This window comes from Paenibacillus algorifonticola, from assembly GCF_000971975.1.
Taxonomy (GTDB): domain Bacteria; phylum Bacillota; class Bacilli; order Paenibacillales; family Paenibacillaceae; genus Pristimantibacillus; species Pristimantibacillus algorifonticola.
Genome location: NZ_LAQO01000053.1, coordinates 1 through 14,555, shown reverse-complemented (window position 1 = coordinate 14,555; position 14,555 = coordinate 1). Strand labels below are relative to the sequence as shown.

13 protein-coding genes and 1 rRNA gene are annotated in these 14,555 nt (G+C 46.5%); 9 read left to right on the top strand and 5 right to left on the bottom strand.

Annotated elements, in window-relative coordinates; translation table 11 throughout:
- Window positions 1-15: 15 nt before the first annotated feature.
- From jag to rpmH, 4 genes are all read right to left on the bottom strand, one after another.
- Entirely contained in the window at window positions 16-636 is a 621-nt protein-coding gene (gene jag / locus WH37_RS31190) for an RNA-binding cell elongation regulator Jag/EloR (RefSeq protein WP_046234566.1), read from the bottom strand.
- Window positions 633-1,466, bottom strand: coding sequence for a membrane protein insertase YidC (yidC, locus tag WH37_RS31185; RefSeq protein WP_046234565.1), 834 nt, complete (start codon window positions 1,464-1,466; stop codon window positions 633-635). Before yidC ends, jag begins: the two co-directional genes overlap by 4 nt.
- 306 nt (window positions 1,467-1,772) lie before the next feature.
- Complete coding sequence (gene rnpA, locus WH37_RS31180) at window positions 1,773-2,114, bottom strand: ribonuclease P protein component (RefSeq protein WP_046234564.1); 342 nt, start codon at window positions 2,112-2,114, stop codon at window positions 1,773-1,775.
- A gap of 86 nt (window positions 2,115-2,200) precedes the next feature.
- A complete protein-coding gene (gene rpmH, locus WH37_RS35140; RefSeq protein ID WP_074904820.1) occupies window positions 2,201-2,335 on the bottom strand; it encodes a 50S ribosomal protein L34 in 135 nt (44 codons plus the stop codon).
- Window positions 2,336-2,858: 523 nt separating this feature from the next.
- Between rpmH and dnaA the strand changes: the two genes are divergently transcribed.
- The 6 genes from dnaA to gyrB all read left to right on the top strand — a co-directional run bounded on the left by dnaA (window position 2,859) and on the right by gyrB (window position 9,290).
- On the top strand, window positions 2,859-4,211 hold the full coding sequence (gene dnaA / locus WH37_RS31175; RefSeq protein ID WP_046234563.1) for a chromosomal replication initiator protein DnaA: 1,353 nt from the start codon (window positions 2,859-2,861) through the stop codon (window positions 4,209-4,211).
- A gap of 256 nt (window positions 4,212-4,467) precedes the next feature.
- Window positions 4,468-5,610 carry a DNA polymerase III subunit beta gene (gene dnaN, locus WH37_RS31170; protein ID WP_046234562.1) on the top strand — a complete coding sequence of 381 codons (1,143 nt, stop codon included), beginning with the start codon at window positions 4,468-4,470 and terminating at the stop codon, window positions 5,608-5,610.
- A gap of 67 nt (window positions 5,611-5,677) precedes the next feature.
- Window positions 5,678-5,893, top strand: a complete 216-nt coding sequence (gene yaaA / locus WH37_RS31165; protein WP_046234561.1) for a S4 domain-containing protein YaaA — start codon at window positions 5,678-5,680, stop codon at window positions 5,891-5,893.
- Between the two features lie 32 nt (window positions 5,894-5,925).
- Window positions 5,926-7,038 (top strand): DNA replication/repair protein RecF, encoded by a 1,113-nt coding sequence (recF, locus tag WH37_RS31160; protein ID WP_046234560.1) that lies wholly within the window; start codon window positions 5,926-5,928, stop codon window positions 7,036-7,038.
- A 27-nt stretch (window positions 7,039-7,065) separates the two neighbouring features.
- Window positions 7,066-7,317 (top strand): extracellular matrix regulator RemB, encoded by a 252-nt coding sequence (remB, locus tag WH37_RS31155; RefSeq protein ID WP_028608695.1) that lies wholly within the window; start codon window positions 7,066-7,068, stop codon window positions 7,315-7,317.
- A 53-nt stretch (window positions 7,318-7,370) separates the two neighbouring features.
- Entirely contained in the window at window positions 7,371-9,290 is a 1,920-nt protein-coding gene (gene gyrB, locus WH37_RS31150) for a DNA topoisomerase (ATP-hydrolyzing) subunit B (protein WP_046234559.1), read from the top strand.
- Between the two features lie 137 nt (window positions 9,291-9,427).
- Here gyrB and WH37_RS31145 read toward each other — a convergent pair whose 3' ends face one another.
- Window positions 9,428-10,189, bottom strand: coding sequence for a YheC/YheD family protein (locus tag WH37_RS31145; protein WP_082111095.1), 762 nt, complete (start codon window positions 10,187-10,189; stop codon window positions 9,428-9,430).
- Window positions 10,190-10,446: 257 nt separating this feature from the next.
- Here WH37_RS31145 and gyrA point away from each other — a divergent pair, with 257 nt between their 5' ends.
- From gyrA to WH37_RS31130, 3 genes are all read left to right on the top strand, one after another.
- Window positions 10,447-12,951: a DNA gyrase subunit A gene (gene gyrA, locus WH37_RS31140; RefSeq protein ID WP_046234557.1), complete on the top strand. Its 2,505-nt coding sequence runs from the start codon at window positions 10,447-10,449 to the stop codon at window positions 12,949-12,951.
- A gap of 42 nt (window positions 12,952-12,993) precedes the next feature.
- The gene (locus WH37_RS31135) at window positions 12,994-14,076 is read left to right on the top strand and encodes an HD-GYP domain-containing protein (RefSeq protein ID WP_046234556.1); all 1,083 of its coding nucleotides are present in this window, start codon (window positions 12,994-12,996) and stop codon (window positions 14,074-14,076) included.
- A 412-nt stretch (window positions 14,077-14,488) separates the two neighbouring features.
- A 16S ribosomal RNA gene (locus WH37_RS31130) occupies window positions 14,489-14,555 on the top strand; the annotation flags it as partial.

Below are 14,555 nucleotides of genomic sequence, written 5' to 3'. Positions count from 1 at the left end.
ATCTGTACTATTGTATCACTTAAGTGCTATGACAATCCGTCGATGCGGCTCATCACCTTTACTGTATGTCTTCACACGAGGATGATTTTGCAGCTGGGAATGAATGACCTTCCGCTCATGGGAAGACATCGGCTCCAGCACCACCTCTTTTTTCGTGCGAATCACTCTGCCCGCAAGGCGCTCTGACAGCTCTTCCAGCGTCTTGCGCCGGCGCTCGCGAAAATCCTCTGCATCAAGTACGATACGAAGATGACTGTCCGAATAGCGGTTTGCCACAATATTAACCAAGTACTGCAATGCATCGAGCGTTTGCCCGCGCCTTCCGATTAGCATGCCGAGATCTCCCCCGCCTGAAATCGAAAGCTGCGTGCCTTCCCTCGTCTGCTTGCGTTCAATGGATACATCTAGCCCCATTGTGCTCGCCACTTCTAGAAGGAACTGCTCAGCTTCACTTGTTGGATCAGGAATAAGCTCCAGTTCTACTTTCGCTTCTTTCACGCCGATCAAACCGAGGAATCCTTTGGAAGGCTGCTCAAGAACAGCCACTCTCACACGATCCTCAGCCACATTTAATTGTGTCAAACCACTTTGTACAGCCTCTTCTACCGTTTTCCCTGATGCAACGATTTTCTTCATTTCGCGAGGGCCCCCTTACGTTTACCCTTACCTTTAGATTGTTTATCGTTGGTGCCTGTATCGTCATTGCCTTTTTTTTCAGCATTGCGCACATACAAGAAATAGTTTTGAATGATTGTGTAAATGTTGCTGTAAATCCAGTAAAGCGGCAGAGCTGCTGGGAAATTAATCGCCATGACGAAAATCAACACTGGGAAAATGGCAAGCATAGCTCCCATACCAGGCATTGTTTGCGTCTGCTGCTTCTGCATCATCTTCGATTGGATGAAAGTTGTCGCTGCGGCGATAACGGGAAGAATGTAATAAGGGTCCTTCTCCCCTAGCTGCAACCACAAGAAAGCATGCGTACGCACCTCAGGGTTCATATAAATCGCATTATACAATGCGATAAATACAGGCATCTGTATAATGAGCGGCAAACATCCTGCCATCGGATTTACCTGATTGGCCTGAAACAGCTTCATTGTCTCTTCCTGCTGCTTTTTAGGGTCGTCCTTGTATTTCTTCTTCATCTCAGCGATTTGCGGCTGCAAAGCCTGCATAGCCTTCGAGCTGCGATACTGCTTGATCGTCAGCGGCAAAATGGCTGTTCTTACAATAATGGTAATGAGCAGAATGGCTATGCCATAAGCACCGCCGAACCAATCTGCGAACGTATCAAGAGTAAGCGCAAAATAATAAACGACATTTTTCTGCCAGAAGTTTCCCTTAAGCAAATCTTCTGTACTTGTCGTTTGAGCTATCTCCGTACCGCAGCCTGCAATGACTACCACTGCCATTAGCATGCCTAAAACCAAAAGCCATTTACGGTTTTCTTTCCGAAACAACATGAAAACTCCTCTCTTGAGAGCCGATGCTTCGCCTATCCAGCATAAACGGTTTCGTCGCCATTCAGCACAAACTACGCAGTTTCGCATGAGATAAATCTGCATCGTTACAGACATATTTCTTATACCTTCTCATCCTTTAAACTATACCATAATTGGTAGGACAAAAGAAAGGAATGGCATGAGGTATTTTCGATACCTATGTAACCGTTTTTTTAATATTAGCAGGGATAACCATTTCTATTATCCACCCACTTCTCCTTCTACGCAAAACGTATTGTTCCCACAGGGTTATAACGCTATCTACGCTTATCGTTTGAGGAGCCCAGCCTTCCTTAGCACATGCATAATGCTTTTTTCCAGTTGACTCGTCTCCATCATTACCGCAGGCTTTCTTACAATAATAATGAAGTCGACCTTTGGAACGATCCGTGCCTCATTCAATCTGATGATTTCTTTAATGACACGGCGCATGCGGTTGCGAACAACCGCATTGCCGATTTTTTTGCTTGCTGAAATGCCCAGTCGGAAAGGCTCCGCCACAGGCTGCTTCGACCAATATACGACGAACTGCCCGTTGGCGAACGATCTGCCTCCCCGGTAGACCCGGCCAAAGTCGCTACGGTTACGCAGACGCAATCTTCTTTGCACGACTCCATTTCACCGTTCTTTCCTTATTATGTTCAAAAGTATCGCCGATAAGGCAAAAAAAAAGACCACCCGACGTGGTCTTTTGCTTATGCGCTAAGAACTTTTCTGCCTCTTTGACGACGCGCCGCCAAAACTTTACGTCCGTTTTTCGTGCTCATCCGTTTGCGGAATCCATGCACTTTTTTACGTTTGCTAACATTCGGTCTAAATGTAGGTCTCATTTACTCTGCACCTCCCGTACTTCTTCATAAAAAAAACAGGTAGTTCAATTAAAGCACGTACCCTTCGGAAAGTCAACTCATCGAACGCCTTACAGACAAGAAATCGAAAGCTGTGGATAAATGAATGAAATCAGTGATTTTGTAGAAAATGAATAAGCTGTGCACAACTTTTTCAGCCGACTTACGAACTTTGTCGAAATCTTAACAAGATATAAACAATATCTAGTGTTGTGTGCAACTTTTATACACAAGCTATTGAATATGTGGATAAAATCTTCGAATCCGTTGAAATACAAGGGATCTTTTGCTATGATAGTTATGTTTTATATGTGGATACCTTCCCTTTATCCTCAATCTTATTAACAGCCTGTGGATAAAAATGTGAACAAGTTAATCCCCTATTTATAACTCAACCGTTTTCATTTCTTCATATTGTGGATGTTTTCCTTGGAAAAATGACATTCATTCGACAGAATATGGCTTAATTGCGCCGTTTCGGCGATTTTGATAAGGAGTGACGTCTGTGGACAGCCATGCTTATGATATATGGCAGCAAGTGTTGTCAATTATTCAGACGAAGCTGAGCAAGCCGAGTTTTGACACTTGGTTTAAGGCAACCAAAGCTTCGTTCGTGAATGATACTTTGCTTGAAGTTACGGCACCGACAACATTTGCAGCTGAATGGCTGGAAGGCCGTTATACAAAACTAATTCGCACAACCCTGTTTGAATTTCTAGGCAGACAGGTCGATGTGCGTTTTTCCATTGAAGAGGCGCGAAGCTCCGAGCCGGCAGCTATGGTTCAGCCCAGAGCAATGGATGTGCCCGTCGTTCAGGAAGAAAGCCATACGCATGTGCTGAATTCCAAATATACGTTCGAGACATTCGTTATCGGCGCCAACAATCGCTTTGCCCATGCGGCATCGCTTGCGGTAGCCGAAGCACCGGCCAAAGCCTACAATCCGCTGTTTCTCTACGGCGGCGTTGGCCTTGGAAAAACGCATCTGATGCATGCGATCGGCCACTATATTAAGGATCACAACCCCAATACGAAGATCATGTACATTTCGTCGGAGAAATTCACCAATGAATTTATTAACGCGATTCGTGACAACCGTGGGGAAAGCTTCCGCAATAAATACCGGAATATCGACGTTTTGCTTATTGACGATATTCAGTTTTTGGCCGGTAAAGACGGGACGCAAGAGGAGTTTTTCCATACTTTTAATGCGCTTCATGAAGAGCGCAAGCAGATCGTCATCTCCAGCGACCGTACGCCTAAGGAAATTCCGACGCTGGAAGAACGCCTTCGTTCCCGCTTTGAATGGGGTTTGATTACCGACATCCAGGCGCCTGATCTGGAGACGCGAATTGCGATTTTGCGCAAGAAGGCCAAGGCCGAAAATCTGGATATTCCCAATGAAGCGATGGTTTATATCGCTAACCAGATCGATACGAATATTCGTGAGCTGGAAGGCGCTCTGATCAGGGTTGTCGCTTACTCCTCGCTCATTAATCAGGATATCTCCTCCCATTTGGCAGCGGAAGCGCTCAAGGATATTATTCCTTCAAGCCGGCCGAAGCTGATTACCATTAACGAGATCCAGCAGAAGGTTGGGGAGTTTTATGGGCTGCGGCTTGAGGAGTTTAAGGCGCGCAAACGGACGAAAGCTGTGGCATATCCGCGGCAAATCGCCATGTATCTCTCTCGCGAGCTGACGGACCACTCGCTGCCGAAGATTGGCGAAGCTTTTGGCGGCCGGGACCATACGACGGTCATTCATGCCCATGAGAAAATTACGCAGCAGCTTAAAATTGACCAGGATCTGTACAAAATTTTGCAAAACCTAACTGAAAAAATCAAAAATCATACGTAAGCCGTTAAGAAGGGCATATTGCGCTGAAAAGTTATCCACTTTTATACGGAAAACGAACACAAGCCTATACACAGTCTATGCACATGTGGATAGGCTTGATCTATCAGCACTTGTCCCGCTTATCCACATATTCAGGCCCCCTACTACTACGACTACTAAAAATCTTTAAAAAAACATCATCCATAAGCGGAATAAGACATTCGTGGAACATCCACTATGATTCGGAATGTCTCCCTGCGGATATAGGAGAGAAATTATGAAATTAACGATTTCAAAAAATGAGTTAAACGATGCGATCCAGCAGGTAGCGAAAGCTATCTCCTCCAGACCAGCCATTCCGATTCTCGGCGGAATCAAAATAGATGTTACCCATCAAGGTGTAACCTTAACAGCAAGCGATACTGAAATATCTATTCAAAGCTTCATCCCGGTAGAACGCGATAATTTATTTATTGCACATGTGGATAAACCGGGAAGCGTTGTACTCCCTGCTAAATTTTTTGTCGAGATTATTAAAAAGCTGCCATCCGATAATGTAGAAATTCAGGTTGGCGCCCAGTTCCAGACGATGATCCGCTCCGGCTCCTCCGACATCCAGATGGTCGGTCTTGATCCAGAGGAATTTCCAATTTTGCCGTCTATTGAAGAGAACGGTTTATTTCAAATGCCAGGCGATTTGTTGAAAACGATGATTCGCCAAACGGTATTAGCAGCTTCCACCAATGAGCAAACCGCTGTATTGACCGGCGTATTATGGACGCTTAACAACCAGCAGCTGAAATTTATAGCAACAGACCGCCATCGTCTGGCAAGCCGCAATGCGCATACCGAAACCGATCCGGAATATCGTTTCTCCAATGTCATTATTGCTGCGAAAACACTGGTCGAGCTGTCGAAGCTTGTCCCTGAGCAAAATGCACTCGTGGATATTGTCGTCGCCGACAACCAAGTTATGTTCAAGCTTGGCAATGTGCTGTTCTATACGCGCATGCTCGATGGCATGTACCCGGATACTTCCAAGATTATTCCGCAAACGTACAAAACAGAACTTGTCGTCGATACAAAAAATTTGATGGATGCGATCGACCGCGCTTATTTGATGTCGCGTGAAGAGAAGACAAATATTGTCCGTCTGATTACGCTTGATGACAATTCCATTGAAATTTCTTCAAGCTCGACCGAGCTTGGCCGCGTAACCGAGCAAATCGATGCCAAAAAATTTGAAGGCGAGCCGCTTCGCATTTCTTTCAACTCCAAATTCATGCTTGATGTGCTCAAAGTAATTGACAGCGAGCAAATTTTCATCGGCTTTACAGGTGCTATGAGCCCGATTATCATTAAGCCGACCGATCATTCGTACAACATGTACGTTATTTTGCCTTACCGGACAACAACGTAGCAGCCTCGCGAGAAGGCTGGCGAAAAGACTGGATAGAGCTCGAGAAGAGGAAGGTGGGCAAGCCACGATGAAGGAAGTTGCCATTCGCACCGAATATATTCCGTTGGGGCAGTTTTTAAAGCTGTCCGATTGTATATCCACAGGTGGACAAGCTAAATTTTTTTTGCAGGAGAACAAGATTACGATCAACGGCGAGACGGATAATAGACGTGGACGCAAGCTGTATGTCGGGGACCGTGTCGAAGTAGAAGGCTTCGGCGTCTTTACTGTTACCGGTTCATAACGATTAGCTAAGGACCGGGAGGGGCAGCAGACGTGTTTTTAAAAAATATTCATTTGCAAAATTACCGCAACTACGGACAGCTTGAGCTGGAGACGAATAATCAGGTCAATCTGTTCGTTGGTCCGAACGCCCAGGGCAAGACGAATTTGCTGGAAGCGATATTTGCGCTTGCCCTCACCAAATCGCACCGTACGTCGAAGGACAAGGAGCTGATTGGCTGGGAAGCGGATTCGGCTCGTCTGCAAGGCATGGTAGATAAGCGCTATGGTACGGCACAGCTTGAACTGCTGCTGTCGACGCAGGGCAAGAAAGCGAAAATTAACGGGTTGGAGCAGCGTAAGCTGAGCAACTTCATCGGGTCGCTGAATGTGGTCATGTTCGCGCCGGAGGATCTCGAAATTGTAAAAGGCACGCCGGGTGTACGCAGACGGTTTCTGGATATGGAAATCGGTCAGGTGCAGCCCGGCTATTTGCATACCCTTCAGCAATATGGCAAGGTGCTTGTACAGCGCAACAACTATCTTAAGTCTGCTTCTCCTGGCTCCATGCAGCAGACGATGCTGGATGTATGGAATACACAGCTTGCCGAGCTAGGTGTTAAAATTATGAAAAAAAGGGAACACTTCATACATAAACTGCAGCGCTGGGCTGAGCAGATCCATTCTGGCATTACGGCTGGCAGCGAACAGCTCACGATTACCTACCGCCCATCGCTTGGCAGCGGCGAGCCGGAAGATGAATCTGTTTTATTTGAGCAATTTATGATAAAGTTAACACAAGTGAAAGAGCAGGAGATTCGCAGAGGGATGTCGCTCGTTGGGCCTCATCGCGATGATTTGGCCTTTTTTATTAACGGCAAAGAGGCATCTGTATATGGTTCCCAGGGACAGCAGCGCACAACCGCACTCTCGCTAAAGCTGGCAGAAATTGAGCTGATTGCTGAGGAGATTGGGGAATATCCGCTGCTGCTTCTTGATGATGTTCTGTCTGAGCTTGACCAGCACCGGCAGACGCAGCTCATTGAAACATTTCAGAGCAAGGTGCAGACGTTCATCACGACAACCGGGCTTGAGAGCGTCAATATTAGCAAGCTGCAGGACGCTTGTATCTATAATGTGCGTGAAGGCCAAGTGACGCGCGGATAAGCGCAAACGATCGGGAGGTGGGGGAGCATGTATATCCATTTGGGCGGCGAGAAAATTATTCGGGCTGCCGAGCTGGTAGCCATTTTCGATATATCCATAGAGCAATCCTCCAAGTTATCCAAGCAGTTCGTTGCAGGCGCTCGCAAGCGCAAGGATGTGGAGACGATTGGCGAAGAGGAGCCGAAATCCATCGTTGTGACGAAGCAGAAAATCTATTATTCGCCAATTTCATCCTCCACCTTGAAGAAGCGAGCTCATCATTTTGTAGCGAATGGCTGACAAGGGCCAGAATAACGTGTAGCAAGAGCAGTTGAGAGGAGCAGTGAGCATTAATGTCTTTGAATCCGCAGCATACGTATGACGAGAGTCAGATCCAGGTGCTAGAGGGACTGGAAGCAGTCCGCAAGCGCCCTGGTATGTATATTGGCTCCACAAGCAGCAAGGGACTACACCATCTCGTATGGGAAGTTGTCGATAACAGTATCGACGAAGCGCTTGCTGGCTATTGTACTGAAATTAATGTGACGATTCATGAAGATAACAGTATTACCGTAGTCGATAACGGACGGGGTATCCCTGTCGGCGAGAACGCCAAGCTGAAGAAATCTACGCTTGAAGTCGTTATGACCGTTCTTCATGCCGGCGGTAAATTTGGCGGAGAAGGCTATAAAGTTTCCGGCGGTTTGCACGGGGTTGGTGTTTCTGTCGTTAATGCTTTGTCGGAGCATGTAGTTGCAACCGTCAAGCTGAAGGGGAAAATTCATCAGCAGGAATATCGCCGCGGAGCACCGGAATCAGATATTAAGGTCATTGGAGAGACATCGCCGGAGGATACAGGAACGACGATTCGCTTTAAGCCGGACCCGGAGATTTTTACGGAGACGACGGTTTATGAATACGATATTTTGCAGTCCCGGATCCGGGAGCTTGCTTTTCTAAATAAAGGAATTGAAATTTCGCTAACGGATGAGCGTACAGGGATGACCAATACGTTCAGATACGAAGGCGGCCTTAATGAGTTTGTCCAGTTTTTGAACCGCAACAAGGAAGCGCTCCATGAATCGCCGATTTATGTAGAGGGCTCCAAGGATCATATCCAGGTTGAACTGGGCCTCCAGTATAACGATGGCTATAGCGAAAATATTTATTCGTTCGCGAATAATATTAATACCCATGAGGGTGGAACGCATGAGTCTGGCTTCAAAAGTGCGCTCACGCGGGTTATTAATGACTACGCCCGCAAAACGAACTTGCTGAAGGACAATGATTCCAACTTCTCCGGCGATGATGTGCGTGAAGGTTTGACGGCGATTATTTCGGTCAAAATTCCTGAGCCGCAATTCGAGGGACAAACAAAGACAAAGCTAGGCAACAGCGAGGTTCGCGGTATTGTCGAATCGCTGCTTGCGGAGAAGCTTCAGGAGTTTCTCGATGAGAACCCAGCTGTATCTCGCAAAATTGTGGAAAAAGGCCTTCAAGCCGCTAGAGCACGGGAAGCAGCACGCAAAGCGCGTGAGCTGACGCGCCGCAAGAGTGCGCTTGAAGTCAGCTCGCTGCCAGGCAAGCTGGCAGATTGCTCCTCCAAGGATGCGGCGATCAGCGAGCTGTACATCGTAGAAGGTGACTCGGCCGGTGGTTCGGCTAAGCAAGGCCGTGACCGTCACTTCCAGGCGATTTTGCCGCTGCGTGGTAAAATCCTGAACGTTGAACGGGCAAGACTCGACCGGATTCTCGGCAACGCGGAGATTCGGGCGATTATTACGGCGCTTGGAACGGGCATCAGCGAGGACTTCGATTTGTCGAAGGCGCGTTATCACAAAGTCATTATTATGACGGATGCCGACGTTGACGGCGCGCATATTCGTACGCTGCTGCTGACGTTCTTCTATCGCTACATGCGTAAAATTCTTGAAGCGGGCTATATTTATATCGCCCAGCCGCCGCTCTATAAAGTCGAGCGCAATAAGGTCATTCGTTATGCGCAGAACGAGAAGGAACGTGATGAAATTATTGCCGAGTTCGGTCAAACCGGCAAAATTAACATTCAGCGCTATAAAGGCTTGGGCGAGATGGATGCTGTCCAGCTCTGGGAAACAACGATGGATCCAGAAAGCCGTTCCATGCTTCAAGTAACGATTGATGACGCTATTGAAGCCGATACGATTTTTGATACACTTATGGGCGACAACGTTGAACCGCGTCGTAACTTCATCCAGCAATATGCTTTAAGCGTTAAAAATCTCGATATTTAGCTTGCCGCTGATTGGTTAATAGCTGAATCTTTTAAGTACAGCGGCATAGTTTGCCGCTTGAAATTATTAATAGCCGTTTCTAGAATGTGTTTTTATACGGGGCGATGCTCGCAGTATGAAATACGCACTAGTGGCGGCTATTTTCTTTTGTACCGGCCATAGGCAACGGCGTATCGATATATTTTTTGAAACACGGACTTGTCGGGAAGCTTGCGGAAAATAAAAGGATCGGGGCAAGTGTTAACCTCTAATATCCATGGGCGCAGCTTCGTATCGATCGCAATATCGACACCGATTTCTTTAATTCGCGGATAAGCTTGCTGCAGTTGGTGGACGATGGATAGGCTTAGCTTGTTCAAACGCTGTCTATACGCTTGCTGTTCTGATGCGGACAAATGACCATTCATGAGCTGTTCGAAAGGCATTGGCGTGCCTCCACTATGGTAGTTGGTGACGATTTTTGCAGGATGAGCAAGGCGGCCAATAATGCCCGTTGCTTCCCAACTGCCTTGCGGATTTTTCTGTACCATTACTCGGATATCAAAACGCCGCTTCTGATGGCGAAGCAGGAAGATCCCTCTTTGTATGAGGTAGCGTTTGCCAACTTGATAGCGATAAAGGCTGTTGTACAATTGGTCGAAGGTGGCGAACGTACGGACACTGGTTTCAATCTGGTATCGGAAGCCGCGGCCTGGAGCGGCATATCGCTCGACCCGAATGACCCCTTTTCCAAATGTGCCGTTGACGGGTTTAACATAAACCATGTTGTATTCGGTGAGCATAGCGAGCAGGTTTTCTTTGCTGAACAGCTTGGTGGCAGGCAGGTATTCGCGCAAATATTCGGAGCGCAGGAGCACCTGCGTTTTAGCCCATTTGCTAGTAACGCGCTGTATAGACAAGCTTGATTCCCCTTTCTTTAAATCACTGCCTGAGCCTATCGTTTCTTATTCCGACAGGAGACAGAGTTTCGAATGAGTGGTATAATAAAAGTTGGATTTGTTTAGTTTATGGCAATCGGAGCGTAACGGAATACGGTGTTTAACCTATTTTTTCGGCTATGTTAGTGGAATTTAGGTTTAGTATCGTCTTATTTGAGAAAGAACTAGAGAGACAATGATGTTTACAGGTTTGCAGATAGACGTCAGGGAGGTAAAGCATGGCGGAAGAACAATATTCGCAGATTAAAGACCGTGATATTGGCACGGAAATGCGCGATTCCTTTATGGATTATGCGATGAGTATTATCGTAAGTCGCGCATTGCCCGATGTAAGGGATGGACTCAAGCCTGTTCATCGCCGGATTTTATTCGCAATGTCGGAGCTTGGGATGTCACCGGACAAGCCGCACAAAAAATCCGCAAGGATTGTAGGCGAAGTAATCGGTAAGTATCATCCTCACGGTGATTCGGCTGTGTATGAGTCCATGGTGCGTATGGCCCAGGATTTCTCAATGAGGTATATGCTGGTAGATGGACATGGCAACTTCGGTTCGGTTGATGGTGACATGGCAGCAGCCATGCGTTACACGGAAGCTCGTCTATCGAAGGTTGCAATGGAGCTGCTGCGTGACCTTAACAAGGAAACAGTAGATTTCATTCCGAACTATGACGGTGAAGAGAAGGAGCCTGCGGTATTGCCGGCGCGTTTTCCTAACTTGCTAGTCAATGGTGTAACAGGGATAGCTGTAGGTATGGCGACGAACATTCCTCCGCATAATTTGGGGGAAGTCATTGACGGTGTACAGGCGCTTATTGCTAATCCGGATATTACACCGCTTGAATTGATCGATTTTGTAAAAGGGCCCGATTTCCCAACGGCAGGTATTGTTATGGGATTAAGCGGCATTCGTCAAGCTTACTTGACGGGTCGTGGAACGGTGACCATGCGTGCGCGGGCAACGATTGAAGAGAATGGCAACAAAGCTCGTATTATCGTGTATGAGCTGCCTTATCAAGTAAATAAAGCCCGTCTCGTTGAGAAAATTGCTGAGCTCGTTCGGGAGAAGAAGATCGACGGCATTACAGATTTGCGCGATGAGTCTGACCGTACGGGCATGCGGGTTGTTATCGAGCTCCGCCGTGATGTGAATCCTAGCGTTGTGCTCAACAACTTATATAAACAGACGCAAATGCAGTCCAACTTCGGCATTAATATGCTCGCTCTCGTTAATGGCGAGCCGAAGACGCTGAATTTGCGCGAAGTGCTCTATCATTATTTGCAGCATCAAATCGAAGTTATTCGTCGTCGTACGGAATACGATTTGAAGAAAGCCGAAGCTCGCGCTCATATTTTGGAGGGCTATCGGATTGCGCTTGATCATCTGGATGAGGTTATTGCGTTAATACGCGGTTCCCAAACAGCAGAAATAGCACGTGAGGGCTTAATCAATCGATTCGATCTGAGTCACGAGCAGGCACAAGCAATTCTCGATATGCGTTTGCAACGCCTTACAGGTCTGGAACGCGATAAGATCGAAGCAGAATATACAGAGCTTCTGCAAAAAATTGCTGAGTTCAAAGCTATTCTAGCTGATGAGCAGCTCGTACTTGCTATTATTAGCACAGAACTCAACGAGCTTAGAGATCGTTTTGGTGATGAGCGTCGTACGGAAATTACGGCTAGTGATGAGGAAATTCTTGATGAGGATTTGATTCCTCGTGAGGATGTTATTATTTCCATTACGCATAGCGGCTATATCAAGCGCTTGCCGGTCACGACTTATCGGAGCCAGAAGCGGGGCGGTAAAGGTGTCGTTGGTATGGATACGAAGGACAATGACTTTGTCGAGCATCTTTTTGTATCCAATACGCATCACTACTTGCTCTTCTTCACCAATAAGGGCAAGGTGTACAAGCTGAAAGCTTATGAGATTCCTGATCTCAGCCGGACAGCACGCGGTACGCCGATTATTAACTTAATTCAAATCGAGCAGGGTGAGACGATTAATGCGGTTATTCCTGTACAGGATTTTGACCCGAATCATTATCTGTTCTTCGCAACCCGTCAAGGTGTCGTGAAGAAAACGCCTCTCGATGACTATATCAACATTCGCAAAGTTGGCCTCATTGCCATCTCGCTGCGTGAAGACGATGATCTGATTGGCGTTAAGCTGACAGACGGTCAACAGGAGATTGTTATGGGGACGGCAGAAGGCATGTCGATTCGTTTCTCTGAAAATGATGTACGCTCTATGGGCCGATCGGCTACAGGCGTGAAGGGTATCCAGCTTGATGAGAGCGATGCTGTTATTGATATGGATATCGTCATGAATGATAATGATGTGTTGATCGTTACGTCCAAGGGCTACGGCAAACGGACGCCAATGAGCGAATATCGCATTCAAAATCGTGGCGGTAAAGGGATTAAGACGCTTAACGTTACGGATAAGAACGGTCCGATCGTCAGCTTGAAGGTCGTTGTAAACGATGAGGATCTGATGATTATGACAGCATCAGGCACATTGATTCGGACAAGCATGGAAGGCATCTCCACGATGGGCCGCAATACGCAAGGTGTTAAATTGATTAATACCCGCGATGAAGACACAGTAGCCACGGTTACTCGTATTGCCCGCAGTGAAGAAGTAAACGATGATCTGGAAGAAGGAGAAGCGACTGAATTTGATGCTTCACAGCCTTCAGACAGCCAAGAGAACGAATAGTTTTTAAATCAGGGGAATCCAGGACATGGGGAGGGAACCGTTGTGCCAACGGTGACTTTATCACAAGTGAAGTTAGGCGATAAGATTAGTGAAGATGTCCTTACCCCGTTAGGTCGGGTACTACTTCAAAAAGGCAAGGTTATTGCTGGCCGCGAGCTTGAAATTTTGAGAGCTTTCATCATTTCAAGCGTGGCCGTTGATGGACCAGCAGTTCCTGTTAAAGCTTCTGAAGATGCAAATGCAGGTACTGCCTCCAAACAAGTGGACGATAAGCCGATTGCTGCTTCTTCCCTGCATGATGAATATGACAAGATGCTGGTGCTGCTGAGACAAGTATTTAATGATCATGCGGCGCCGCAAGGCATCCCTATTATGGATATTCGCAATCAGATGGAGAATTTGCTGCAGCATATTAAGAACTATCAGATTTTGACGTTTGTGCCGCGCAGCTTTATGGAGCGAGATTATTTGCTTCATAATAGCATTGCTTGTGCACTCACCTCATATCTTATTGCGCAGTGGAACGGCTTTCCTCAAAAAGAATGGATGCAAGTTGCTCTTGGCGGCTTGCTTCATGATTTTGGGAATACGCGTATTGATCGTTCGATTCTTTCTAAACCGACTGCGCTAACCGTAGAAGAGCTGGATGAGATGAAACGACATACCGTGCTGGGCTACCAAATGCTCAAAAATGTAGCATCTCTGAACGATGGCGCCAAGCTGGCTGCTCTTCAGCATCATGAGCGGGTAGACGGAACGGGGTACCCTCTTGGTATTGATGCAGCTAAAATCCATCCGTACGGGAAGATTGTAGCAATAGCTGATATTTTTCACGCTATGACCTTGAACAAGTCTTATCGTAAGGCGGTCTCGCCTTATCTAGTTCTAGAGCAGATCCAAAGCGACGCTTTCGGCAAGCTTGATCCGACTTATGTTCGAGTGTTTGTTGAGAAGGTGACGCAGTTCCATAATGGAACAAAGGTTAGGCTTAGTGATGAACGGGTAGGAGAAATCGTGTTTTCTGATCATGTGCATCCAACCAGACCATGGGTTTCTATTGAGGGATCTATTATTAACTTAACGGTAGAGCGCCATTTGCATATCAATGAGGTTATTCCATCCTAAGTAGAGATGGAATAGATTAAGCTTCTATTATTGAGAGTATAGGTCGTAAAATCGTCGATGTAATAGTTAAATAAAGCCGTCCAGAATAAGCTCTGGACGGCTTTATCCCTTTATATATAAGGGATTCAAGGCTTGGAGCATCAAGGAAAAACACTATATTAAAAAGAAATGATATTTTTTAAAAAAAACACTTGCAATCGTATAGGCACCCGTGATATATTATATGAGTCGCCGCTGAGACATACGGCAGACACGCACGAAACGCAAGCAAGAGAAATTGTTCTTTGAAAACTGAACAACGAGTGAAACTGCCACATTAACTTAGGTTAATGTAAAGCGATACAAAAAAGTAATGAGCAAGTCAAACCAAATGCTCTTTTCCCTTCGATCTTGATCGAAAGAAAAGACATCCTAAATGGAGAGTTTGATCCTGGCTCAGGACGAACGCTGGCGGCGTGCCTAATACATGCAAGTCGAGC

Excerpts from the sequence above, each read along its gene's own strand:
- remB (WP_028608695.1), top strand. The coding sequence starts at position 7,066 with ATGTATATCCATTTGGGCGGCGAGAAAATTATTCGGGCTGCCGAGCTG.
- yaaA (WP_046234561.1), top strand. The coding sequence starts at position 5,678 with ATGAAGGAAGTTGCCATTCGCACCGAATATATTCCGTTGGGGCAGTTT.
- jag (WP_046234566.1), bottom strand. The coding sequence starts at position 636 with ATGAAGAAAATCGTTGCATCAGGGAAAACGGTAGAAGAGGCTGTACAA.
- yidC (WP_046234565.1), bottom strand. The coding sequence starts at position 1,466 with ATGTTGTTTCGGAAAGAAAACCGTAAATGGCTTTTGGTTTTAGGCATG.
- gyrB (WP_046234559.1), top strand. The coding sequence starts at position 7,371 with ATGTCTTTGAATCCGCAGCATACGTATGACGAGAGTCAGATCCAGGTG.
- dnaN (WP_046234562.1), top strand. The coding sequence starts at position 4,468 with ATGAAATTAACGATTTCAAAAAATGAGTTAAACGATGCGATCCAGCAG.
- rpmH (WP_074904820.1), bottom strand. The coding sequence starts at position 2,335 with ATGAGACCTACATTTAGACCGAATGTTAGCAAACGTAAAAAAGTGCAT.
- gyrA (WP_046234557.1), top strand. The coding sequence starts at position 10,447 with ATGGCGGAAGAACAATATTCGCAGATTAAAGACCGTGATATTGGCACG.